The 23176-nt window shown below is 52.6% G+C and carries 22 protein-coding genes, 2 tRNA genes and 1 riboswitch; of the genes, 15 read left to right on the plus strand and 9 right to left on the minus strand.

Annotated features, from left to right (window positions below):
* Positions 1-2 precede the first annotated feature (2 nt).
* Positions 3-812 carry an arsenite methyltransferase gene (gene arsM, locus GXX34_02095; GenBank protein HHW06322.1) on the plus strand — a complete coding sequence of 270 codons (810 nt, stop codon included), beginning with the start codon at positions 3-5 and terminating at the stop codon, positions 810-812.
* A 297-nt stretch (positions 813-1109) separates the two neighbouring features.
* Here arsM and GXX34_02100 read toward each other — a convergent pair whose 3' ends face one another.
* On the minus strand, positions 1110-2813 hold the full coding sequence (locus GXX34_02100) for a hypothetical protein (protein HHW06323.1): 1704 nt from the start codon (positions 2811-2813) through the stop codon (positions 1110-1112).
* Positions 2814-3068: 255 nt separating this feature from the next.
* On the opposite strand from GXX34_02100, the gene GXX34_02105 reads away from it, so the two are divergent.
* Positions 3069-3257 carry a zinc ribbon domain-containing protein gene (locus tag GXX34_02105; protein ID HHW06324.1) on the plus strand — a complete coding sequence of 63 codons (189 nt, stop codon included), beginning with the start codon at positions 3069-3071 and terminating at the stop codon, positions 3255-3257.
* Positions 3258-3728: 471 nt separating this feature from the next.
* On the opposite strand, the gene GXX34_02110 is transcribed toward GXX34_02105, so the two are convergent.
* Positions 3729-3887, minus strand: coding sequence for a rubredoxin (locus tag GXX34_02110; GenBank protein ID HHW06325.1), 159 nt, complete (start codon positions 3885-3887; stop codon positions 3729-3731).
* 79 nt (positions 3888-3966) lie between these two features.
* Positions 3967-4407, minus strand: coding sequence for a universal stress protein (locus GXX34_02115; GenBank protein ID HHW06326.1), 441 nt, complete (start codon positions 4405-4407; stop codon positions 3967-3969).
* 243 nt (positions 4408-4650) lie between these two features.
* On the opposite strand from GXX34_02115, the gene GXX34_02120 reads away from it, so the two are divergent.
* The 4 genes from GXX34_02120 to GXX34_02135 all read left to right on the plus strand — a co-directional run bounded on the left by GXX34_02120 (position 4651) and on the right by GXX34_02135 (position 8443).
* On the plus strand, positions 4651-5232 hold the full coding sequence (locus GXX34_02120; GenBank protein HHW06327.1) for an acyl-phosphate glycerol 3-phosphate acyltransferase: 582 nt from the start codon (positions 4651-4653) through the stop codon (positions 5230-5232).
* A gap of 257 nt (positions 5233-5489) precedes the next feature.
* Positions 5490-6662, plus strand: coding sequence for an alanine--glyoxylate aminotransferase family protein (locus tag GXX34_02125; GenBank protein ID HHW06328.1), 1173 nt, complete (start codon positions 5490-5492; stop codon positions 6660-6662).
* Positions 6663-7046: 384 nt separating this feature from the next.
* Positions 7047-7874: a DUF3825 domain-containing protein gene (locus tag GXX34_02130; protein ID HHW06329.1), complete on the plus strand. Its 828-nt coding sequence runs from the start codon at positions 7047-7049 to the stop codon at positions 7872-7874.
* 493 nt (positions 7875-8367) lie between these two features.
* Positions 8368-8443: transfer RNA gene (locus GXX34_02135), tRNA-Ala, on the plus strand.
* A gap of 277 nt (positions 8444-8720) precedes the next feature.
* Here GXX34_02135 and thiD read toward each other — a convergent pair.
* Genes thiD through thiM form a run of 4 tightly spaced genes read right to left on the minus strand, consistent with a single transcriptional unit; the run spans position 8721 to position 11599 of the window.
* The gene (gene thiD / locus GXX34_02140; GenBank protein HHW06330.1) at positions 8721-9521 is read right to left on the minus strand and encodes a bifunctional hydroxymethylpyrimidine kinase/phosphomethylpyrimidine kinase; all 801 of its coding nucleotides are present in this window, start codon (positions 9519-9521) and stop codon (positions 8721-8723) included.
* Positions 9514-10164, minus strand: coding sequence for an MtnX-like HAD-IB family phosphatase (locus tag GXX34_02145; GenBank protein HHW06331.1), 651 nt, complete (start codon positions 10162-10164; stop codon positions 9514-9516). Before GXX34_02145 ends, thiD begins: the two co-directional genes overlap by 8 nt.
* Entirely contained in the window at positions 10149-10787 is a 639-nt protein-coding gene (locus GXX34_02150) for a thiamine phosphate synthase (GenBank protein HHW06332.1), read from the minus strand. The genes GXX34_02145 and GXX34_02150 overlap by 16 nt, the downstream gene beginning before the upstream one ends.
* Positions 10766-11599: a hydroxyethylthiazole kinase gene (gene thiM, locus GXX34_02155; protein HHW06333.1), complete on the minus strand. Its 834-nt coding sequence runs from the start codon at positions 11597-11599 to the stop codon at positions 10766-10768. Before thiM ends, GXX34_02150 begins: the two co-directional genes overlap by 22 nt.
* 66 nt (positions 11600-11665) lie before the next feature.
* A riboswitch (TPP riboswitch) is annotated at positions 11666-11775 on the minus strand.
* A gap of 221 nt (positions 11776-11996) precedes the next feature.
* Here thiM and GXX34_02160 point away from each other — a divergent pair.
* The 7 genes from GXX34_02160 to GXX34_02190 all read left to right on the plus strand — a co-directional run bounded on the left by GXX34_02160 (position 11997) and on the right by GXX34_02190 (position 20519).
* Entirely contained in the window at positions 11997-13148 is a 1152-nt protein-coding gene (locus GXX34_02160; GenBank protein HHW06334.1) for a thiolase family protein, read from the plus strand.
* Between the two features lie 24 nt (positions 13149-13172).
* Positions 13173-13940 (plus strand): 3-hydroxyacyl-CoA dehydrogenase, encoded by a 768-nt coding sequence (locus GXX34_02165; GenBank protein HHW06335.1) that lies wholly within the window; start codon positions 13173-13175, stop codon positions 13938-13940.
* 16 nt (positions 13941-13956) lie between these two features.
* Positions 13957-15141 carry a CoA transferase gene (locus tag GXX34_02170; GenBank protein HHW06336.1) on the plus strand — a complete coding sequence of 395 codons (1185 nt, stop codon included), beginning with the start codon at positions 13957-13959 and terminating at the stop codon, positions 15139-15141.
* A 92-nt stretch (positions 15142-15233) separates the two neighbouring features.
* The gene (locus GXX34_02175) at positions 15234-17315 is read left to right on the plus strand and encodes a sigma 54-interacting transcriptional regulator (GenBank protein HHW06337.1); all 2082 of its coding nucleotides are present in this window, start codon (positions 15234-15236) and stop codon (positions 17313-17315) included.
* A 148-nt stretch (positions 17316-17463) separates the two neighbouring features.
* Positions 17464-18528: a mechanosensitive ion channel family protein gene (locus GXX34_02180; protein ID HHW06338.1), complete on the plus strand. Its 1065-nt coding sequence runs from the start codon at positions 17464-17466 to the stop codon at positions 18526-18528.
* Between the two features lie 51 nt (positions 18529-18579).
* Positions 18580-18741 (plus strand): hypothetical protein, encoded by a 162-nt coding sequence (locus tag GXX34_02185; protein ID HHW06339.1) that lies wholly within the window; start codon positions 18580-18582, stop codon positions 18739-18741.
* Between the two features lie 794 nt (positions 18742-19535).
* Positions 19536-20519 (plus strand): arsenic resistance protein, encoded by a 984-nt coding sequence (locus GXX34_02190; protein HHW06340.1) that lies wholly within the window; start codon positions 19536-19538, stop codon positions 20517-20519.
* A 194-nt stretch (positions 20520-20713) separates the two neighbouring features.
* Here the strand turns inward: GXX34_02190 and GXX34_02195 are convergent.
* Positions 20714-20788 (minus strand) — tRNA-Val (locus GXX34_02195).
* A 189-nt stretch (positions 20789-20977) separates the two neighbouring features.
* Here GXX34_02195 and GXX34_02200 point away from each other — a divergent pair.
* On the plus strand, positions 20978-21556 hold the full coding sequence (locus GXX34_02200; protein ID HHW06341.1) for an HDIG domain-containing protein: 579 nt from the start codon (positions 20978-20980) through the stop codon (positions 21554-21556).
* 17 nt (positions 21557-21573) lie between these two features.
* On the plus strand, positions 21574-22278 hold the full coding sequence (locus tag GXX34_02205) for a Vitamin B12 dependent methionine synthase activation subunit (GenBank protein HHW06342.1): 705 nt from the start codon (positions 21574-21576) through the stop codon (positions 22276-22278).
* 111 nt (positions 22279-22389) lie between these two features.
* Here the strand turns inward: GXX34_02205 and ahpC are convergent, their stop codons facing one another.
* Positions 22390-22953 (minus strand): peroxiredoxin, encoded by a 564-nt coding sequence (gene ahpC / locus GXX34_02210; GenBank protein HHW06343.1) that lies wholly within the window; start codon positions 22951-22953, stop codon positions 22390-22392.
* Positions 22954-23176 lie beyond the last annotated feature (223 nt).

The following is a 23176-nucleotide window of genomic DNA, read 5'->3' on the forward strand; positions in this document are numbered from 1 at the left end:
ACATTATGGAAAAAATCCGTGAGGAAGTACAGAAACACTATGGTGAGATAGCCCGTCAGATAAGGACGGGCGGGCAGGGATGCTGTTGTGGGCCCAGCAGTTCCTGCTGCAGCACCATTACCCGTGTAGACATCAACTATCACCATGAAGACCTGTCCGCCTTGCCAACTGAAGCACTCCGGGCCTCGCTGGGATGTGCCAATCCCCATGCTCTAGCTGAATTGAAGGAAGGAGAAACCGTACTGGATTTGGGAAGCGGTGGAGGTATTGATGTCCTACTGGCCTCCCGGTATGTAGGTTCCACCGGAAAAGTCTATGGTCTGGATATGACTGATGAAATGCTGGCCTTGGCAAACAGCAACAAGGAACGCATGGGAGCAGATAATGTGGAATTCTTGAAGGGCTACATCGAAGAAATACCTCTGCCGGATGAAAGTGTGGATGTAGTGATGTCCAACTGTGTAATTAATCTCAGCAGTGACAAAGGTAAGGTAATGAGTGAGATATACCGTGTCTTAAAACCCGGGGGTAGATTAGCCATTGCCGATATAGTATCCACCCGGGAAGTTCCCGCAGAGATCCGGCAGGTTACTTCCTTGTGGGTATCCTGTATCGCCGGCAGCCTGGGTGTGCAGGAATATGAGCAACTGCTGGCTCAGGCCGGGTTTAAGCAGATCAGCGTTGCTCCGGTAAACTACTATACTAGGGAAGTCCTGCAGGGCTTAGGCGCCCAGGAAACCAGCCTAACTGAAGCCCAGTGGGAAATGGCCGATGGCGCTTTCGCCGGTGCTTTAATAAAAGCGGTGAAGTAAAACAAAACCCTCCTAACCCAGAGCCGTATTTGTGTGGAGACCCCCCGGCTATCACTCAATGTTTTAGATTCCCAGCTTCCCCGATCCTTCGACCCGGTACGCCACGCCTTTTTTCACATCCCCATCGGCGTGAAGGGCAACGGCAATGGACGCTATCCGGGTTTAGACCGGGGAGTGGTGTTGTTTACCGGGGCCGGCATCATGAAGACCGGCCCCTTGCCTTGATGTTGGCGTGGGGGCTTTTCCACATCATTTTGTTTGGTTTCTTTACCCGGTATAACCGAGGGTGTGGAATCGCTAATAAGGTTCACTGACTACCACATAATCGCCGTCTTCAATCAAATCGAAGAGCTCCCAGTCGGTATCTTCGAAATGCCACCATTCCAACTGGATGGAACGGAAGCCGGCTTCCCGCATCACTCGCTCCAGCAACTGGGCATTTTGCTTCTGCAGGGGAGTGGCTTGGCGATAGCTCCTGGTGGCCTTCTCCGTCATATCGTCAAAATCGCTGGGCATATCCAGTTCATTGCCCTCCCAGTCCGTCAGGGTCACATCCACGGCACATCCCCTGGTGTGTTTCGACCCCTTGGCGGGATGGGCAAAGTAGCTCTTGTCCTCCGCGTTTTCCCACAACTGCAGCTGCACCGATGCCGGGCGATAGCCGTCCCACAGCTTCAGCCGCAGTCCTTGCCGGTTGAGCATGTCACTGGCATGCTTCAGTTTTTCCGCCGTCTCTATTCTGAGCAGGGCTTCATACCCGGGCTCGTACAGGGGCCTGCCTATAATGTTGTTGCCGGAGGCATACCGGAGGTCGATAATCAGGTTGGGAATGTATTCCTGTAATTTCACCAGCCGGGCTTTCCCCCGTGCCCGGATGGCTTCTTCCGCCATTTTGTACTCCGACAGTTCGTTGATTTTCTGCAGGATCCGGACTACCTCTTTTCCTTTGGCCGGGGTGGGCTGGAAATTGTTCCTATCCCTCGTGGAGGAAATGTAGCAGGGAATATAATACGGTTCCCTGAATTCCACGATGGACCGGTCAGTGCCGTCAAAGACCACTTCCTGCTGGTAAATGAATGTATCCTGGTCAGCGGGATTCTTATGGCCGGCATAGCAGAAGTTGCCCAGGCTGTAAACGATGTAACGGTCCCGGTAACGCTCCACTCCTTGAATCACGTGGGGATGGGAACCTGCCACCAGATCGGCGCCGGCATCGATGGCCGCATGAGCCAGAGAACGCTGACGTTCCGTGGGCTCATAGCTGTATTCTTGACCCCAGTGAAAATACACCAGTACCAAATCATTCCGGCCTTTCAACCATTGAACCTTATTCCGGACCTCCGCTTTCAGCAGTTCATGGTCGACACCTTGCTCGAATTCCCCGAACTCGTTAAACCCGGCCATCCCGATTTTCACACCCTTGATTACCGTTTCGTACACATCATCGTAGCCGAAATAGCCGATGCCGTAGCTGTCCAGGGCGGCCTTGGTGTCCTGATATCCCTGTACCCCGTAATCGTAAGTGTGGTTATTGGCCAGGTTGACCACATCCACGTTGCCTGCCGCCAGGATCTGCCCGTACTCGGGTCGGCCTTTGAACCAAAAGTTGCGGCCGTAGTCAAATTTCTCTTCCCGCCGGGCAACCGCGGTCAAAGGGTTTTCCAAGTTGGCCACGGTCAAGTCATCGGCGGCGAAAATGTGAGCCACATTGGCAAAAAAATACCCGTAGTCTCCCTGCACCTGCTGCAAGACATCCTCCAGGTAGTGTTCATAGGGAAAACGAAATTCCGTGCCAATCAGTACGTCTCCGACCAGGCTGATCTTGATCACCACGTCCTCCGGTACCGGGGGCCGGGTTTCGGTCTGGGCAGGCTCGGGCCCGGAACGGGCCGGTGCCGCCGGGCCAATTAGATGCCACATGTCAAACACATACTTGCCGAACAAGACCATGAAGGCAAGCAATACCAGGGGCACGGTAGTCCTGAGCACCATCTTTGCCATGGTAATCACCCTTGTCGACAATTTTTGCCAGCCTTACCGTTATTGTAATTGGTTGTATTACATATTTCAAGAATATTCATACTAAACGGTGAAGCATATTTCCTAAGCTCCGGTTATTCTGAGTACTCACCAAGAGTCAAGTTTCTGGCCCGTGCCGGAACAACAGCCTGCATTCCTGTCCCGCCGGTGCTCAATGCCTCTCCTCCTCAGCATCCCAGGCCGGTTTATAATTTCATCAATTGATGCTATAATCTGATGGACGATTTTCTAATTTCTGCACTTATTGAAATGCTTAGCAAAGGTGAGGAAATGATGGCACAAACCTGTTCCCATTGCAAGACAACCCTTAGATGGGGTAGCAAGTTCTGCGGGTATTGCGGTACACCGGTGGCACCGGAGGAACGCCGCTGCCGTAAATATGCAAGTATGAGAAGGGAAAATTGATCCCGGTATGAACCGGTAAGCACCCGGTCCCCTCTAGCTTCCCATCCCCCGTCCCCAAACGGGATGGGACCGGGGTACTGTTGTTGATATTATCAAAGGTTAATGGCCGTGGAAAGTTACTTGCTTGCCATCCACTTTAGCCCCGTTGGAACAGCAAGGCATACCCAGCTGTTGCATAGCGCTGTTTCCTTAGTTGGAAACAAGAAAAAACCAGTCCCTATCCTTAACGATGGGGACTGGTTTTTTAACATTCTTGCTTCCTTGTTTTTCCTTTGTATCATACTCAACGTGGCCCACTTTTGCCGTGATGCTTAGACTATCTTTTATAATTCTTACGAGCAGCGAAAAGATTTGGTCAAGTCTCTTACTTTTGCCGACCGGTGTTCATGCAGTGAAAAAAACAGATAGACTACATAAATTATTATGCAGTCTATCTACTGCCGCAGGCTGGTTAACCCGTGACCGGCTTTGTTATTGCTGTTCAAATTCATCCTTTCCTACACCGCACAAGGGGCATACCCAGTCATCAGGCAATTCTTCAAAAGGAGTTCCCGGAGCGATACCGCTTTCAGGGTCCCCTACCTCGGGATCGTATTCATACCCGCACACTGTGCAAACCCATTTTTCCATACTAGCTGTCCCTCCCAGGGAAAGAATTGGTACATATGATTATAGCTGAATTCTCAGTGCTTTGAAAGCTTTATTTTATTTATTTGACAATCAAAATGGGGATATGCACGGCATGACATACCTTTTCACTCACGCTGCCTAAAAGGATCTCCTGCCAGTTGCCTAGACCCCGGCTGCCTATAACCACCAGGTCATAACCGTCAGCATTGGCGGTTTCCGCAATCTTTTCCGCCGCATGCCCCACTTCAAAACGGGTCCGGACCCGGATGTCTTTTTCCCGGAGTACTGCTAAAGTGCGGTCAAGAACCGGCTGGGCTTTGCCGGCTAAGGCTTCTTCGAAAGTAACTGTGTCGGAGGCCAATTCGTGCTGCAGTTCCGTGGTTAGTTCCGGGGTGAGCGTCAGCACGTGCAGCACGGTTACTTCGGCGCCGGGGATTAGGGCAGCCAATTCCCGTGCCGCTTCCGCTGCTTTCAGCGCGTGGGTAGAACCATCCGTTGCCAAAAGGATTTTCTGGTACATACAATGCATCCTTTCCCTCGAGTTTTGGTCCGGTGTTATTAACCATTACCTAATATTCCCTCAAAAATCTATTTCTACTTTCCGGCGAGAATTCCTTGTGGACACAGGAACATAACCGGGCAGAGGCAAGAAATATCATTGAAATTGTCGAAACAAGTATTATAAGATGGAAGTAACAAAAGCCGGTACAGGCGCATATGATGTCATCCCCAAACAGCATGCTCAGAAAGGAGAGGAGAGACCGTGTTGAAGACCTTAGTGGTGCTGGTGGCGGCCTACTTGTTAGGCTCCATACCGGTGGCGTACCTGTTGGTGAGGAAGGCTTATGGCCGGGACATCAGGCGCATCGGCAGCCGCAACGTGGGCGGCATGAATGTGGCGCGCCATGTGAGTTTCGGGCTGGGCTTGTTGACGATCTGCCTGGATATGGCCAAAGGTATCTTAGCCTTGCTCCTGGCCAAATACTGGGCAGGCACGACCGCGGCTTTAGTGCTGGCGCCTGCTCTGGTGATTGCCGGTGATATCTGGCCGGTATTCCTCGGTTTCCGGGGCGGCAAAGGACTGGCGGCCGGGTTTGGGTCTCTGCTGGTGGTCAATGGCTGGCTGGCTTTTTGGGTATGCTTTGCCATGGGGATGGTAGTAATCCTCAGCCGGAATGCTGACTTGGCTGTTTTGGTGGCGTGCATCCTGCTTCCTTTCCTGTCCTGGTGGCAGTTGGGCGGCTTCGGCTGGTTTTTCTTCGGGGTGCTGGTAGCCTTGCCGGTGGTGGCTAGACTCTGGTCACCGCCCGGGCGGACCCTTCACTATAGATTCTTGAGTCATTAAGTCATGGAAACGGCGTGCTGGCATGCAGCAGCCGGATACCTCAGGGGCGGTTTGGCGCCGGGAGGCGCCGCCGTCCTTTTTGCACGCCAACATCAGAAGAGTAGCAAAAGCGGGAAAAGTGGAACTTGGCCAGCAGGAGAGGAGATAGCCAATTACAGTCGAATTCTCTCTAAGAACCAAAAATTCCATGCTTATTTGTTGCTGCACCGGTTGATGCTAGTGTGAGCAGAGATTAATGGCGGAAAGGAGAATGCCCAATGTATCAATTGAATCCTCCCCAGCGGATCCTATTGGGGCCCGGGCCCAGCGATGTCCATCCCCAAACCCTGCAAGCCCAGGCGCTGCCTCTCATCGGCCACATGGACCCCGCTTTCATCGAAATCATGAATCAAGTAGCTGAAATGCTGCGGGCAGTGTACGGCACGAAAAACCATTTGACCCTCCCCATCTCGGCTACCGGCAGTGCCGGCATGGAAACGGTGATGGTGAACCTGCTCGAGCCCGGCGATAAGGCTTTGATCTGTGTCAACGGCCTTTTTGGCGAAAGAATGACGGACGTGGCGGCCAGGACCGGGGCAGAGGTTACCAGGGTAGACGCCCCTTGGGGAGAGGCCATCGACCCGGCCAAAGTAGCGGAAGCCATGGCGAAGGATCAGTATAAATTAGTAGGCATCGTCCATGCGGAAACGTCCACGGGGGTGAAGCAGCCCCTGGAAGAGATTGCTAAGATCGCCCATGATCACGGTGTTTTGTTTGTGGTGGACTGCGTTACTTCCATTGGGGGCATTCCAATTGAAGCTGATCAGGTAGGCATTGATGCTGCTTACGCCGGCACCCAGAAATGCTTGTCCGCACCTCCCGGGCTGTCACCGGTGACTTTCAACGACCGTGCGGTAGATGTGATAATGAACCGGAAGACCAAGGTCCAAAGCTGGTATTTGGACCTGAGCATGATTGCCAAGTATTGGGGCGGAACCACCAGGGCATATCACCATACCGCTCCCATTTCCAGTGTCTACGCCATCCACGCCGCGTTACGCCTGATTCACGAGGAAGGTCTGGAAAACGTATTTGCCCGCCATGCCAAGAACGGCCTCGCACTACAGAAAGGTTTGGAAGCCATGGGGCTTAAGCTGGTGGTAGAAAACGCGGATCACCGTTTGCCCGAGTTGACCACTGTCTATGTTCCGGAAGGAATCGCGGATGGAGCCGTCCGTTCCCGCTTGTTGCATGAATACGGCATTGAAATCGGCGGCGGCTTGGGTGTCTTTGCCGGGAAAATCTGGCGCATCGGCCTCATGGGGCACTCCTGCCGCAAGCGGAACGTGCTGATGGTCTTGTCCGCCCTGGAAACGATATTGTCCCAAATGGGCTACCGGTGCGAGAAAGGCGCTGCCATGGCGGCGGCGGAAGCGGTGTATGCCGATTAACCGGATAAAGCACATTGGTTCATTGCTTGCTGTACTCCATCCACCTTGCATCGGGTTAATAGATGCAAGAAACGGTAACTGGGCTCATCACCATGGGCCCAGTTTTTTACTCCCTTTGTCTGGGCAATGAACGTTGGGTTTTGGGGGAGTTTGGTCTCGCATTGTTTCGCCGGGTTGGAAGATGGCAAAATACATATTGCCAAATAGGCGCCGAAAAACAATGATAGCGGCAAGTTTATTTATCATTGGCTGCACTGTTGGGAGCCAAAATGGCATTTTCAGACAAGCAGGCAAGTATTTTGCAGGATATTGACTTAAGGTGCTGAATTAACTCATTAGAATTGTTTGTGGGGGCCGGAGGTGGTAGTGATGTCAGTATGCCCGATGGATTTTAAACCAGAATATAATCTTTTGGCTGATGCATATCTGGGTAGCAAAGAAAAACTCAATGAAAAACTAAGAAAGCTGGCACAAATGGCCAAGTCGGAAGATTGGGATTTCAAAGACGAGCGATATAGAGACGAGTCAAAGCCGTTCTCGATTCTATATAACTATCTAAACTTTACTTATGATCGCTTGAAGGAAGAGGGGAAACTGGCATTTTCCCCCGATGGGACAGCGATGTGTTTCAATACCGGTTTGCAAACAGATTTGGACAATGATATTTATGCTTTTTTCATTAAGAACATGATTCCGGGCAAACAACCATGGTACCTCGTGAAGTTTTGTGAGCCTCATGACAGAGAACTGGCGGTGTTCAGCAAGTTACCCGATATCGCCGAATATATAGATAATGCCTCGGATTTAATATTTGATAGTAAGTTGCTGCCGATACGTGTTAACTATGAACATATCATTAGAGACAATAGAGAAAGGTTTTCTTCTGTAGTTGACTATGACGAGTACGAGCTGCGCCAGAGCGTTGAAAGTGCCATTAAACGAGTTGAGGAAAGGGTGCGTCGAAACTACAAAATTGCTATCCCTCAATACTATCCTGTTAAATCGGAGAATATTTCAAAAATACAGTTGCTGTTGCCTTTATGTTTGAAAAGCCCTCACAAGGCGGATTTAGCATTGGTGGTCAGTAGAGAAGGAAATGCTTATATAGCCAAGACCGTACTACCGCTGGATTGGGCTTACATGAATTCCAGGCGCATTGTGAGACCTGATGCTGACTGGATATTGGAACAATTTGGCGGCGGGGATAAATGAAATAGATAATTCTTGAACAATCCGTTGCTTTTGAATGGGACTTAGAGTATAATTTTACTGCGCAGAGGTTAAAATCTACCTAGATATTAAGTGCTGTTTTGTACACATGTAAGAGCCAAGATTTATTATTAAAGAGCGTTGCGCTGACTAGCCAGAGAAATTTGGACAGATTTAAAACGTATGCAAAAGTGATATTTAACGTACAGTTAAGAGTGACAGAAGATTTAAAGACGAAGAGCAGGCATTAGCCTGCTCTTAGCCTGTTGACGAACGTTGTCAACAGGCTTCTTAAGTCATCCCTGGGATGCATGAAAAATCGTATGAGCTATCTACTGGCGCAGGGTTGTTGCCTGGGCTGTCAGGTGGGGTTCGCATTTTTCAAATCCAATGATAACAAGAAACTAGAAACAGGCATTTTTTGATATGCTTCTCACAAACCTTTCCCATGCATATTGAATTTGATGTCCAGTTGGTGTATAATTAGCAACATCACGGGCGTGTAGCTCAGCTGGGAGAGCGTCTGGTTCGCATTCAGAAGGTCGAGGGTTCGAGTCCCTTCACGTCCACCATGGAAAGGCTGTCACCGAAAAGGGGGCAGCCTTTTTTATTTTGTCTTCATCCCTGCCTGTGCTCACCCGGCCGGGACAAACCCATGGGCGAAAAGAGGCCACCACAAGTAGAACAGGTCGCGTCGGATTACGAGTGCGCAGTCCGGGCAGGAGGAGAGATATCCGTATGACTACCGGGGCAAAGGGTTCGTGAACGGGGTACTGCGCGATGTACATGGAGATTACCGGTGGTACGAGAGGAGAGGAGGGGAGCCTAAGGTAACCCTCCTCCATGTTTTTAAGGATGATGGCTTTGCATGGGCAAGCAAATAGGGCCGGAGCCGGCGCCGAGACGGTGCCGGCTGGCTGCCTGCAGGCGCTGCCAGACGTAATCTTTGGCCCTGGCAATGGCCTCCACCGGCGGCAGGTCGAAGCACAAGTACGCGGCGACGGCGGCGGCCAGGGTACAGCCGGTGCCGTGCTGGTTTCTGGTTGCAATTCTCGGCTTGGCGAATTCATGGAATACAGCGCCGTCGTAATAGAGGTCAATGGCTGTGTCTCCTTGGAAGTGTCCCCCTTTGAGCAGTACTCCTTTGGCCCCCAGGTGATGGATGCGCCGGGCCGCTTCGCGGGCAGTCTCAAGGCCGCTGATTTTCATCCCCGCCAGCAGCTCGGCTTCGTGTTTGTTGGGGGTAATGATGAGAGCCAGGGGGATTAATTTCTCCCGGACCACTGCCACGGCATTTTCTTCCAATAGCAAATCCCCGCTGGTGGCTACCATTACCGGGTCCAGTACCACCTTTTCCAGGCGATATTCCCTGAGCTTGGCGGCCACCGTGGCGGCAATTTCCGCGTTGCCCAGCATGCCGATTTTGACGGCGTCGGCCCCCAAGTCGGAAAGGACGGCGTCAATCTGGGCTGCCACAACCGGTGCCGGAATGTAGTGAATGGCGGTCACCCCCAGGGTGTTTTGCGCCGTGACGGCGGTGATGGCGCTCATGCCGAAAACACCGGTGTTTTCAAAGGTTTTCAGGTCCGTTTGGATGCCGGCTCCCCCGCCGGAATCGGAGCCGGCAATTGTTAAGGCTTTTTTAATCATGTTTTTCCTCACCTTGTAAATATTTAATAATATCCCGGAAATCCTCAAAAGGCCGGTAAGGGATGCTCCTGCGGCGGCAGTAGTCAGCCAGGCTCCTTTTGGCAAACACCATATCGGCCAGATAAACGGGACAGCGGTCGGAATAGCCGTCGCCGATATAGACCCTGGTGCTGTGCTCGTCCATTAAATCCAAAATAAGCTTGCTCTTGCAGGCGCCGCAGCGGCCGCACTTTTCATTATAGTAAGGGGCCTCGATATCCCAGCCGTCCGGGCCCAGGCGCAACTTGTTGGCGTAGAAGGGGATTTCCAGCCCGTGTTTCTGTAAAATCAATTCAATATAATCCTCATACCCGTCGCTTAAAATGTAGACGGGGTAACCTTGTTTTCTGGCCCAGGCTGCAAAGGCGGGGAAACCGGGATCCAGCTGTTGGGACGCGGCCAATGCAGCCAGTTCAGCCCTACTCATGGTGACCATCGCCAGGGTTTCCCGGGCACAGTCCACGGTGGACAGGGTTCCCTCTTCCCACCGCCGGTTCAGTTCTTCCCACCCGGGCCGGGCATACTGCATGATCATGGCTTCGCAGACATCCCGGCAGGTGACGGTGCCGTCGAAGTCGATGAAGAACATCAATTTCTTTTCCATAGCTGCGCCACCCTTTGGGCCGCTTTTTCGATATCCGGCGCTCCCATGATAGCCGATACCACGGCTACCCCGTCCACGCCGGTCTTTTGTACTTCAGGGAGGTTTTCCGCATTAATGCCCCCGATGGCCACCAGGGGCAGCCTTGTGGCTTGCCGCAGCCGGTGCAGGCCGTCGAGACCGATGGGAGCACCGGCATCTCCTTTGGTGCCGGTGGCAAAAACCGGCCCGGCACCGAAATAGTCCACTCCCGCTTCCAGCCCTTCTTGTATTTCCTCCCGCTTGCTGATCGATAAGCCCAGAATTTTATCCGGCCCCAGCAGGGCGCGGGCTACCTTCGCCGGCAGGTCAGACTGACCCACATGCAGCCCGGCGGCATCGACGGCTAGGGCAATATCCAGCCGGTCGTTGATAATGAGCGGGACATGACGGGGACGCAAAGCTTCCTTCAAGGCCAGGGCCAATTGGAAGAAATCCCGGCTGGAGGCCTCCTTTTCTCTCAACTGGACTACCGTGACACCGCCAGCCACGGCCTGCAGCACCGCTGTGACTAAGTCCCGCCCCCGCAAAAAGCTCCTGTCAGTGACCAGGTACAAGGAATAGTCTATTCTGTCCTTTTCTGCCATGTTATCCGGCCCTCTCTCAAGATGTCGTTTTTCCTTACATGGTGCAGCGCATCGGCGAAAGCAGGGCGAAAACTGCCGGGACCATTGTCCCCGGTTTTCCGGGCCGCCAATTCCCCGGCGATGTTAAAGGCAAGCAAGCCGGTAATGCCGGCCAGCCAGGGATCCTGGGGAGCCACTCCCAGGCAGGCGGCCATGACACCTCCCACCATGCAGCCGGCGCCGGTGATCTGCTGGAAGTATTCGGTGCCGTTGCTGACGGTGACGATGCCGCCCGGTCCTGCCACCACATCCACTTTGCCGGTGGCAACAACGGTGGTGTCATGCCGGAGACTTAAATCCCGGCAAGCCTGTACCAATCCTTCCCCTTCTTCCAGGGAATCCACTCCTTTCGCTTTCCCGGCTAAGCCGGCAAGGCTCTTGATTTCCGCCCCGTTGCCTTTAACCACTTTGACAAATCCCATGGACATCAGTTCATGACTCAAGTACACCCGGTTGGACAGAACCCCGCAGCCTACCGGGTCCAAGACGCCGGGGATGCCGTGGTCCCGGGCGGCCCGGCCGGCAGCCATGATGCCCTGCTGTTGGATGTCGGTTAAGGTGCCGATGTTGATGTACAGGGCGGCCGCCAGCGGGGTGAAGACCGCTGCTTCGTCAGGATGTTCCACCATGGCCGGGGATGCCCCCGCCGCAATGATGACATTGGCTACGTCGTTGATGGTGACGTAGTTGGTGATGCAGTGGACTAAAGGGTTCTTGGCTCTTACTTCTTCCCACAAGGACGCGCATGCTGAAAGTACCTGGCTGGTTTCCATTTTCGTACCTCCTCAGGCGAAAAATAAAGGTGAACCAGCCCAGTCAGGTTCACCTTTGATTTCGAAAAATCACTGCAAACACTTTCCTACGCTGGTATTAACCAGATCAGGTTAAAAGGGTCAGAAGCTCTTGCTTCTATCTCAGCCCCAGACCAGGAGCTCCCCTAGTGTTTGGTATTCAGCTGTTCATTGGATTAAAACCATTATATCTTTCCTTTCCAGGCCAAGTCAAGGCAAAAGAGGAAAACAATTGTTGTTGTCAAGTGTACAGTAGTGGACACTTACTGGACAGGAGGGACACAAATTAGAACCGGGATTGGCGGGCCGGACGGGCTGGTATCGATTTTGCATTAACAGACTATACAGAATATTGAAAATAGGGTAAGGAGATGGTTTGATGCGGGAAGCGGTGATTGTGGAAGCGGTAAGAACTCCGATCGGTCGCCGGAAGGGGATGTTGAGCGGCATCCGGCCGGAAGAATTGGCCGCCCTGGTCCTCAAGGAAGTGGTGCGGCGGGCGGGGATCGAACCTCACCTAGTTGAGGATGTCATCATGGGTTGTGTTACCCAGTCGGGAGAGCAGGGTTTCTGCCTGGGCCGGGTGGCGGCGTTGATTGCGGACTTTCCGATGCACGTTCCCGGGCTGGCCATTGACCGCCAGTGCGGCTCCAGCCAGCAGGCGATTCATTTCGCCGCCCAGGCCATCATCAGCGGGGATATGGACGTGGTGATTGCCGCCGGGGTAGAACACATGACCCGGGTGCCCATGGGCTCCAATTTTCTAGGGACCCCATACAGCGAAGCCCTCACTTCTCGTTATGAGATCATCAACCAAGGGCTTTCCGCTGAGAGAATTGCCCGGAAATGGGGCTTCAGCCGGCGCCAACTGGAAGAATTCGCCCTGGAGAGCCACCGCCGGGCCATTCAAGCCCAGGACGAGGGGCGGTTTGACCGGGAGATTATGCCCGTCGAAGTGACCCTGCCCGACGGGACTACGGCCGTGTTTAAGCAGGATGAAGGACCGCGGCGGGATACCTCGTTGGAAAAACTGGCGGCTCTCAAGCCGGCCTTTATGGAAGACGGTATGATTACCGCAGGGGTTTCCAGCCAGATCAGCGACGGGGCCGCGGCGGTGCTGTTGATGTCCAATGAAATGGCCCGGGAGTTAGGGCTGAAGCCCCGGGCCCGGGTCATCGGCCGGGTGGTGGTTGGGTCTGACCCCACTTTGATGCTCACCGGTCCCATTCCGGCTACGGAAAAAGTGCTGAAGCGGACGGGTTTACGCCTGGAGGACATTGATGTGTTCGAAGTCAATGAAGCCTTTGCGCCGGTGGTGCTGGCCTGGCTGGCTGATACCGGAGCCGATCCGGCGAAGGTCAACCCTAACGGCGGCGCCATCGCCTTAGGCCATCCCCTGGGTGCCAGCGGGGCGCGGCTCATGACAACGATGCTGCATGAATTGGAAAGAACCGGCGGGCGCTTTGGCCTGCAGACCATGTGCGAAGGATACGGGATGGCCAACGCCACGATTATCGAAAGGCTTGATTAATGCCCTGGGAAGGAGAGATGAAAGATGGAAATGAAAAATAAAGTCGCTTTTGTTACCGGAGGAGCTTCCGGCCTCGGGGAAGCTACCGTCAGGAAGGTGGTGGCCCTGGGCGGCAAGGCTGTCATTTTCGACCTGGATGAGGCCAGAGCGAAAAAACTGATGGAGGAATTGGGGGAGACGGTGCTGTTTGTCAAAGGTGACGTGACCAAGGAGGCGGATGTGTCCGCCGCCGTGGAAGAAGCTTGCGCCAAGGGCGGGGGTATTCACCTGGTGGTCAACTGCGCCGGCATCGCCATTGCGCAAAAAGTCCTCGGCAAGAAAGGCGTGCATGATTTAGAGAGTTTCCATAAAGTGATCAATGTGAACCTCTGCGGCACTTTCAACGTGATCCGCCTGGCGGTGGCCCGGATGGTCAATAACGAGCCGAACCAGCACGGGGAGCGGGGGGTCATCATTAACACTGCCTCCATTGCCGCTTTTGAGGGCCAGATCGGCCAAGCCGCCTACAGCGCCTCCAAAGGCGGGGTGGTGGGGATGACGCTGCCGCTGGCGAGGGAGTTCGCCCCTTACGGCATCCGGGTGGTCACCATTGTGCCCGGTATTTTTGAGACCCCCATGTTTGACCAGTTACCGGAAGCGGCGAAACAAGCCCTCGGCGCCATGGTACCTTTCCCGTCCCGTTTAGGTTACCCGGAAGAATATGCCCTGCTGGTGCAAAGCATCGTAGAGAACCCCATGCTGAACGGCACTTATATCCGCCTGGACGGGGCGATCCGGATGCAGCCTAAATAGCCGGAGGTGTCGCCACGTGTATGCCTTGTTAGAAGGCTTGCGGGTGCTGGATTTGACCAGGCTCTTGCCCGGCGGTTATGCCACCCAGCTTTTGGGAGACTTAGGGGCCGAAGTGTTGAAGGTCGAGGACCCATGGCAAGGGGATTACATGCGCTGGATGCCGCCCCGTCTTCCCGGGACAAAGGAGAGCAGTCTTTTCTGGGGGCTTAATCGCAATAAGAAGAGCATGACATTAAATTTAAAAAGCAAAGGGGGCAAGGAGATCTTCCTCAACCTGGTAAGAAGGTATGATGTAGTGGTGGAAGGATTCCGCCCCGGGGTGATGGAGGAACTGGGTTTAGGTTACGAGGCTCTTAAAGAGGTTAATCCCGGCCTCATCATGTGCTCCATTTCCGGGTATGGCCAGGACGGACCTTACCGGGAACGGGCCGGTCATGACCTGAATTTTGTCGCCCTGGCGGGGGTTTTAGGGCTGACGGGGGAGGCCCCGGACCGTGCCCCGGTGGTTCCCCCGGTCCAGTTCGGAGACCTGGGCGGGGGCGCTTTGATGGCCGTGGTGGGTATCCTAGCGGCCTGTCTTGCCCGGCAGCGCACCGGCCGGGGACAGTATATCGATGTCTCCATGCTGGACGGGATGATTTCCTTGATGACCATGGTCTTCATGGAAGCCGGGGCGGCCGGTCCCGGGCACCTGCAGCGGGGGAACATGCTTCTCACCGGTGCTCTGGCCAACTACAATATCTATCAAACGAAAGACGGCAAGTACCTGGCCCTAGCGGCCTTTGAGGACAAGTTCTGGCAGCGGTTCTGCCGTATCATTGAGCGGGAGGACCTGGCCCGGCGGGATCACCTGCAGGATCCGGCGGTGCAGGAGGAAATCATGCAGGTTTTCCGGGGCAAGACCAGGGACGAGTGGATGGCGTTACTGGGGGGAGAAGATATTTGCTGTGAGCCGGTCCTGGAACCGGCAGAAGTAAAGGAGCACCCCCAGGTGATCGCCCGCCGGATGTTCATGGAGCTTACCCATTCCGGGGCCGGCCCGGTGGAGGTGGTGGCCCCGCCGCTGAAGTTTCCCGGTGCGCCGCCCCGGGAGGTCTTACCCCCGCCCGGTTACGGGGAGCATACGGTGGAGGTGCTCACGGGGGAACTTGGTTTGACGCCGGAAGAGATACAGAAGCTAAAAGAAGAAGGTGTGCTCTAAAATGGAAGGAGTTATTCCTTCCATTTCTTTAAAGGAGAACAGGGAGGGCATACCGAATAATCTCACAGGACGGCGGAAAGGGGGAAAAGGCCATGCGGTTGGGTGACATGATGACCACTAATGTTCCCCTTTTAAAAGCGGAAGATACCCTGGCCCATGCGGTGAAGCTGCTGCGGAAAACTAAGCTTGACGGGATACCGGTCGTGGATGACACCGGGTTATTGATCGGGATTTTTACCAAGGCCAATTTAATGGACGCTTTCCTGGCAGGAGCCGGGCCGGGAGAAACCATCACTCCCTATTACCAAAAAAGAGTGTTAGCGGCGCGGGTGGATACCCCTTACGAAAAAGTGGAAGAAGCGGTCAAGACCAGTCCCGTGGGTACGGGGGTGGTAGTGGATGATCGGAATAATGTGGTGGGCATTTTCACCAAAGTCGATATGATCATGTCCCTCTTCAAAAGGACGGAGAGGCTGGCCAACCAGCTCACCACCGTTTATCATTCCATGCATAACGGGGTGATTGTGGTGGGCCGGGATTACCGGGTGGAGCTCATCAATCAATCGGCAGCCAACATCCTGCAGCTGGACCGGGCCGGCGTGACGGGCAAGCCTTTCCGGGAGATGTTTCCCGGGATGGACCTGGCGCCGGTCATTGAACAGTCCCAGTGGCACATCGGCCTGAAAGCCAACTGGTACGGTGTGACCGTCATGTGCAATGTCAGCCCCTTGACGGCAGGAGGGCAGGCGGTGGGAGCCATCATTATTTTCCAGCCCCTGACGGAATTGGACCGGATTGCTTCGGAGCTGGAAACGACGAAAGAACTCTATGAAACCTTGTTGACGGTGTTGAATATTGCTTATGAGGCGATTGTGCTGATCAATGAGGAAGGCAAGATTTCCCTGGTGAATGAAGCCGCCTGCCGGTTTTTCCGCAAGCGGGAAGAGGAATTGCTAAACAGGGCCATCGAGGAAGTAATGCCCAATTCCCGGCTGCCGCGGACCCTCAAGACAGGGATGGCGGAAACCAATGAGGTGCAGATGATTGAAGGCCAACCTTGTATTGTCAGCCGCAGCCCCATCGTGCGCAAGGGCAAAGTCATCGGGGTGGTTGGGAAAATCACTTATCAAAAACTGGAGGAAGTGCGGGAGTTATCGGAAAAACTGGCGGAAATGGACCGGGAACTGAGCTATTACCGTTCCAAAGCGGAAGAAGCCAGGCAGTTGGTGACTTTTCGTCACATCGTCACGGTGAATAAAGAGATGCAGACCATCAAGCAGGAAGCGGAAAGGGTGGCCCGGGGGAATTCCACGGTGCTTTTGACCGGGGAAAGCGGTACCGGGAAGGAACTGTTTGCGGAAGCCATCCATAATGCCAGCCCCCGGCGGCAAAAACCCTTTATCCAGCTCAACTGCGCTGCCATTCCTGATAACTTGGCGGAGTCGGAACTCTTCGGCTATGCCCCCGGAGCTTTTACCGGGGCCCAGCGGGAAGGGAAGCCGGGCAAGTTTGCCCTGGCCAACGGGGGTACCTTGTTTTTGGATGAAATAGGGGATATGCCTTTCAACCTGCAGGGTAAGCTGCTGCGCTTCTTAGAAGACCAGACTTTTAGCCCGGTCGGCAGCACGCAAACCGTAAAAGTGGACGTGCGCATTATAGCGGCTACCAACCAGGATTTGTGGCGCAAGGTGGAAGCCGGGGCGTTTCGCCGGGACTTGTATTACCGGCTGAATGTGATTAACTTTCATTTGCTTCCCTTGCGGGAGCGGTCGGAGGACATCATCCCCCTGACCTACTTGTTCCTTGAGAAGTTTAACGAGACCTTTGGGGTACATATTACGGACATCGCGCCGGAGGTGAAAACGGCTTTATTGGCCCATGCTTGGCCGGGCAATGTGCGGGAATTGAGGAACGTTCTGGAGCGGGCGGTGAACTATTCCACGGGCCGGGTGCTGGAACTTGATGCCCTGCCTTACTACCTGCGCCAGGGACAAGGGCCCGGTATGGCACGACTAAATCATACGACCGTGGGCCGGCAGAAGGAGCATTTAGACCGGGATGTTTTATTGGCAGCATTGGAGGCCCACGGGGGCAACAAATCCGCCGCCGCGAAAGCCTTAGGTATCAGCCGGTCCTGGTTGTATGAGAAACTGCGGCAGTACGATTTGCTGTAATACGGGGCCGCCGGGCAAGATGACACCGGGTGGCTGAGCGGGAGTGGAATTGGTATAATGAGATTGTCAACCTTAGCGAAAGGGGGCGGTGGAGCTGGAGTGGCTGCACCTCACTGAGTTGTTTACGAGAGACTACCAGGCTGCGTCCCTGGTCATACAGCAAATCACCATTGCTGCTGGTATCTTTTTGCTTTTCTTGCTGCTGCAGCGTTTTCTGGCCAGGGAGATCATAGCTTTAATACTGCGCATTGCGAAACAGACACCTACTGAATTTGATGATCAACTGGTCAAGGCTTTTGAAAAACCGCTCCAGTTGTTTTTCGTGGTGCTGGGCATCTACCTGGCGCTGATGTACCTGCCCCTGCGCCCGGAGTATAACCAAGCGGTGATTAAACTATTTCGTTCGGTGCTCATTATTCTGGCCACCTACGGTTTTTACAACCTGGCGGGCAGTCACGAGATTTCCGGTACCGGCTTGACCAAGTGGTTCGGCATTGAATTGGATAAAAGCCTGGTGCCGTTTCTCTCCAAAGCGGTCAGAATACTGATCGTGTTTTTGGGATTCGTTATTGTAGCCGGGGAATGGGATTTCGATGTGAACGGTTTCCTGGCCGGTATCGGCCTGGGGGGATTAGCCTTTGCCCTGGCGGCCCAGGATACGGCGGCCAATATCGTGGGGGGATTTGTGATCCTTACGGATAAACCTTTCAGCATCGGTGACTGGATTCAAACCCCAAGTTTGGAGGGTACGGTGGAGGATATTAATTTCCGCAGTACGAAAATCAGGACTTTTGCCGATGCCCTGGTCACGGTGCCGAACTCCACCCTTGCCAAGGAGCCCATCACCAACTGGAGCCGGATGGGAAAAAGAAGAATAACTTTTAAATTAACGGTACCATTCGACACCCCTCGCGAGAGTCTAGAAAGATGTGTAACCGGCATTGAAGAGATGCTGCGGGCGCACCCGGAGATCCACCAGCAGACCATTTTTTCCCGGTTTGACAGCATTGGCAATTACGGTTATGAAATATTCCTTTACTTTTTCACCAAGACCACCGTCTGGGCGGAATTCCTGCGGGTCAAGGAAGACGTGAATTACCGGATCCTGGCCATCATGGAAAGGGAAGGAGTAACCCTGGCTATGCCCAGTACCAGCGTCTACATGGTTGCCCAGCCGGAAGAAAGAGGGCTTAAAGGGTTTCCTGAAGCGTGATGCCCTGACGCCTCAAGGGGCGGGGATTCCTTACCCTTTCCTGCGTAACACTTGCTACACCGGGTATTTCCCGGCCCCCAGGAACTGAAGGGCGCTGTGGAGCCCGGCAAGCTTTTCTCCCTGGCCCGGGGCAAGGCTATCAACTTTGTCTCCGGGGAAGGCGTGGCTAAAAGGGCGGCGATGATCCTGACCACGGCAGGCTACCTGTTATAGGTGAAAAACCATTACTATTCAATAAACACGATAAATATTATCATTTCTTTAGTGCTAATAATTGTTTGCAAAAGTCTTAATAGAATTCCTAATCTGCGGCACCAGGGGTTAGCGAGCAAAGCGCCGGCGGTTAAGACAGGATACACAGGGCATTGTCAGGTAGAAACATTCTGAACGTAAAATCTTTTGATACTTGGCTATAACTTGCAAATCAAACCGGCCCCGCCTTTTGACAACCAACCGGCGCATCTCCCTTTCCCATGTGCAGAGACTGCAAATCGAATAAGATTCTGTTCCAAGGATTCTTCACGTTTGTACAGAAACGCAGCAGCTAAAATAATTATAAGAACCGGCTGGGACTTGCCCCAATAAGCAGCTAGATATCTGATTCTTCAGCAGTAAAATGAGTGGGACAAGGATCCTGTCCGAATGTCCCTAGACGGAAGGGTTAATGAGAATTGGTTCTATATGGCAAACAGTGTTCATCCCTATTTGCGAAAACTAGTTGGCTCTATTCTACCGGTTATATCAGGGCGGAAAGACATCTGCTTATGGAGCCCTTGCTGCATCAACATCACAAAATGGGTTTCCCGACCGAGACATAAAAAACAGTCGGGAGCATTGGAAAAGCCTGCAACCACAGCGGTTTGCAGGTTTTTTGTGTCATTGCACCTCAACCGGAACATTGGACAAGATGTATGAAGCTTTGTTACCCAACTAATTCACAAATAAAATTGACAGCGAAAAAACACGATCATATAATAAAAATAACATATGGTAAGGAGTTGTGACCCATGTTTATCCGTCTTTTCCTTTATCCTTCAAATAATCTACCAATCGTCATACCCGTGGTTTTAATTATTGGCTTTATCGTTGGTTCCTTGACGGACTTGTCAGCATTAAAAAACTGGATTTTGCCTGCAACTTTTTGTATGATTTACCCCACGATGATCGGCTTCCGGCTTCAAGAAGCCTTTAACTTATCTCATGGCAAAGTGGTTTTTTGGTCTGTGGTGATCAATTTTATTTTCATTCCTCTGCTGGCCTATGGATTGGGTATTAGTTTTTTCCGGGATCATCCCCAAGTGTTCGCCGGGTTGGCTATCGCCTCCCTACTACCCACCAGCGGCATGACGATTTCATGGACCATGTTGAGCAAAGGAAACGTGGCAGCGGCTGTTAAAATGACGGTCATCGGGTTGTTAACCGGTTCTTTCCTTGCGCCCTTGTACTTGCTATGGATGGTGGGAAAATATGTGCCCGTCGATGTGCTGCAAATATTCCGCACCATTATTGTGGTAGTGGTGGCTCCCCTGATCCTGGGATATTTTACTCATAAGTGGTTACTGAAACGTTATTCTCCACAGGAATTCCAGCACCGCATCAAGCCGTACCTACCCGCGATTAGCATCTGGGCCATGCTTTTCGTTATCTTTGCCAGTACAAGTATGAGGGCCAAAATGATCCTGAGTGAGCCCCAAATTCTTTTAAGCGCTGCTATTGTATTGATGGTTTTCTACCTGGGGAATTTCCTGCTGAGCACTCTGGTCGGTAGGTGGCAGTTCGACCGAAATGATGCCCTGGCGCTGGTATACGGTACAGTAATGAGGAACCTGTCTATTTCCCTGGGGATTGCCGTTTCCGCTTTTGGCTCGGAAGCCGCCCTGGTGATTACCTTAGCATTTATTATCCAAGTACAAGGAGCAGCCTGGTATGCCAAGCTGGCGGAATCGATGGGGTTCTTCTCCCCGGTTAAAGCCCAAAGCCATAAAATATAGCGAAGTCATTTGGACACAAAAAGGACACAGGTGAATGATACGTTCTCATGGTCCCAGGCCTGAATTCCGGTTATTTCGGGTGTCTAATCCAATGAGAGCATATTAAGTTTCCCTTGTGTCCTTATGTTGTATATTTACAAACTGATATAAAAAACCACGGGGCGAAAAAACCCCGTGGTTACTATGTTTATTACTGGTGGGCACGGCTGGTTTCGAACCAGCGACCTCTTGAATGTGAGTCAAGCGCTCTCCCACTGAGCTACGCGCCCATGCCGTTGTCTTAATCTATTTTAAAACTCTTAGACCGTCACTGTCAAGAGATAGGGAGTAATTAATTCATGGCAAATCCAAGGGAAAGCCGGGAGGAGCGGATATTTGAAAAACAATAATGTTGTGGTAGACTTAGATCAAGTTGCATTTCATGGATAATCATGACGATGAAAGAGGGGTTTGCTTCCATGACCAAAAGAGTTCCCAATAGAGCAGAAGCCTATGAACTCTTAACCAAGTACAATCAAAACGACAGCTTGATCAAGCATGCGCTGGCGGTAGAAGGAGTCATGCGGCACTTTGCTGAACTGCTGGGTGAAGATGTGGAGAAGTGGGGTGTTATCGGCTTAGCCCACGACCTGGATTATGAAATGTACCCGGACCTCCATTGCAAGAAAGTCAGGGAAATCCTGGAGGAGCATGACTGGCCTGAAGATTATATCCGGGCGATTGAAAGCCATGGTTGGAAAATATGCACTGATGTTGAGCCGGTAGAAAAAATGGAAAAAGTATTATACACCATCGATGAACTCACCGGTTTAATCGCTGCTACCGCCCTGATGCGTCCCAGTAAGAGTGTTTTGGATTTAGAAGTCTCTTCCGTCAAGAAAAAATGGAAGCAGAAAAACTTTGCCGCCGGGGTGAACCGGGAGATCATTGAAGAGGGAGCCCGGATGCTGGGTATGGATTTAGCGGAAGTCATCCGGGAAACCATTAACGGGATGCGCAAAGTGGCAGAAGAAATCGGACTGAAAGGAAACCTGTAATTGACTAGGAGGATTATATGGCCGAACCCCATATCTTAGCATTGGAATGCCCGGAAGTAACCATCGAGGATTTGTTCAAAGCCGAAGGTTCATCCTATGCCGGCAGGCAGCCGAGCCCCAGTGTGCTGGCCGTCCACACAAAGATGCTAGAAGAGGCTTATGGTCTGGTACGCCCGGTAATGGCCTGGCGTGAGCTGGACATCCTAGGGGCAGGAGACAAGGAGCTTTTCCTGGAGGAAGGTATTACCCTGTCCAGCCGCCTGCTGGCCAAGGTGACGGGCCGAGGAGATAAGCTGGTCTGTTTTGCCTTGACCCTGGGTGATGCCCTGGACCGGCTAGTAGATGAATACATGAAAGATAATAAATTTGCCCATGCTTATGCCTTGGACGCAGCCGGTTCCGCTTTTGTAGCCAAGACTGCGGCTGTGGCGGTGGAAAAGCTCGGACGGGAGTTTTACCCCGGGCAAAGAGCTTCCTTTCCCATGGGCCCCGGCCATTCCTATTGGAAGGAGCTGGAGGACCTGCGCACCATTCACCGGCTGGTTAAGGGAGAACTAATCGGCATCAGCCTGACGGAAGCTAACCTAATGCTGCCGAAAAAATCTGTCGCCATGGTCATTGGTATCGGGAGCAATTTGCCCGACATGGAAGGAAAGGTGCATTGTGATTTCTGCACTTTGCAAAAGACATGCAACATGAGGAGTTTCAACCAAAACTGTTAAGAGGCTACCGGACGGTAGCCTCTTAACATAGACCAATGTTCCTGCCAAGCTGTTCTTAGGTTGTCACCTGCTCCGCTTGTTAAAGGAGGGTAATGGCTGGTCGCTGGATAATTAAATCTTACCGACTAAATCAATACCGGGCTTAAGGGTTTGTGAGCCGGGACGCCATCTTGCCGGGCACACTTGATCGCCATGCTCGGCCACAAATTGGGCAGCTTGCACTTTCCGCAGTAATTCAGAAGCATCTCTACCAATGCTGTTGTCGTGCACTTCATAAGCTACGATCTTGCCTTCCGGGTTAACAATGAAGCTGCCTCTTAAAGCCAAGCCTTCTTCTTCAATGTATACGTCGAAATCCCTGCAGAGCTTGCCGGTGGGATCCGCCAGCATGGGGAATCTGATTTTCTTGATAGTCTCGGAAGCATCCCACCAAGCCTTGTGCACAAAGTGGGTGTCGGTGGACACGGAATACACTTCTACCCCGATTTTCTTGAACTCGTCGTAAAGCTCAGCCAGGTCGTTTAATTCCGTGGGGCAGACAAAAGTGAAGTCAGCGGGATAGAAAACAAATACAGCCCACTTGCCCAGCACGTCCGCTTTGCTGACGTCCTTAAAGTCCCCATTCACAAAAGCCTTCACGGTGAAATCAGAAATCTCTTTACCAATGAGTGACATGAAAAAACCGCCTCCTCGTAGTATTTATTTATTTGCTCCGGTTGACCCGGTTATTTGTTGTTAGCATGAACTATTTTGAAAGAACAAATACGAGCCAGAGTCATTTAGCTCTCAGTAAGCACTAGGCAAGCAAAAAAATATTTATCAGTAATAGTTATTAATATCATAGAATATAAGCTGGACCTTGTCAAGGCTTTTAGGAAAAAATAATGAAAAATACGGC

The sequence above is a fragment of the Clostridia bacterium genome, from assembly GCA_012840125.1.
GTDB lineage: Bacteria > Bacillota > DULZ01 > DULZ01 > DULZ01 > DULZ01.

Excerpts from the sequence above, each read along its gene's own strand:
- thiM (HHW06333.1), bottom strand. The coding sequence starts at position 11,599 with ATGGAAACCAGCCAGGTACTTTCAGCATGCGCGTCCTTGTGGGAAGAA.
- GXX34_02125 (HHW06328.1), top strand. The coding sequence starts at position 5,490 with ATGTATCAATTGAATCCTCCCCAGCGGATCCTATTGGGGCCCGGGCCC.
- GXX34_02165 (HHW06335.1), top strand. The coding sequence starts at position 13,173 with ATGGAAATGAAAAATAAAGTCGCTTTTGTTACCGGAGGAGCTTCCGGC.
- GXX34_02115 (HHW06326.1), bottom strand. The coding sequence starts at position 4,407 with ATGTACCAGAAAATCCTTTTGGCAACGGATGGTTCTACCCACGCGCTG.
- GXX34_02105 (HHW06324.1), top strand. The coding sequence starts at position 3,069 with ATGGACGATTTTCTAATTTCTGCACTTATTGAAATGCTTAGCAAAGGT.
- GXX34_02190 (HHW06340.1), top strand. The coding sequence starts at position 19,536 with ATGTTTATCCGTCTTTTCCTTTATCCTTCAAATAATCTACCAATCGTC.
- ahpC (HHW06343.1), bottom strand. The coding sequence starts at position 22,953 with ATGTCACTCATTGGTAAAGAGATTTCTGATTTCACCGTGAAGGCTTTT.
- GXX34_02175 (HHW06337.1), top strand. The coding sequence starts at position 15,234 with ATGCGGTTGGGTGACATGATGACCACTAATGTTCCCCTTTTAAAAGCG.
- GXX34_02200 (HHW06341.1), top strand. The coding sequence starts at position 20,978 with ATGACCAAAAGAGTTCCCAATAGAGCAGAAGCCTATGAACTCTTAACC.
- thiD (HHW06330.1), bottom strand. The coding sequence starts at position 9,521 with ATGATTAAAAAAGCCTTAACAATTGCCGGCTCCGATTCCGGCGGGGGA.
- GXX34_02160 (HHW06334.1), top strand. The coding sequence starts at position 11,997 with ATGCGGGAAGCGGTGATTGTGGAAGCGGTAAGAACTCCGATCGGTCGC.
- GXX34_02205 (HHW06342.1), top strand. The coding sequence starts at position 21,574 with ATGGCCGAACCCCATATCTTAGCATTGGAATGCCCGGAAGTAACCATC.
- GXX34_02130 (HHW06329.1), top strand. The coding sequence starts at position 7,047 with ATGGATTTTAAACCAGAATATAATCTTTTGGCTGATGCATATCTGGGT.
- GXX34_02100 (HHW06323.1), bottom strand. The coding sequence starts at position 2,813 with ATGGCAAAGATGGTGCTCAGGACTACCGTGCCCCTGGTATTGCTTGCC.
- GXX34_02110 (HHW06325.1), bottom strand. The coding sequence starts at position 3,887 with ATGGAAAAATGGGTTTGCACAGTGTGCGGGTATGAATACGATCCCGAG.
- GXX34_02150 (HHW06332.1), bottom strand. The coding sequence starts at position 10,787 with ATGGCAGAAAAGGACAGAATAGACTATTCCTTGTACCTGGTCACTGAC.
- GXX34_02145 (HHW06331.1), bottom strand. The coding sequence starts at position 10,164 with ATGGAAAAGAAATTGATGTTCTTCATCGACTTCGACGGCACCGTCACC.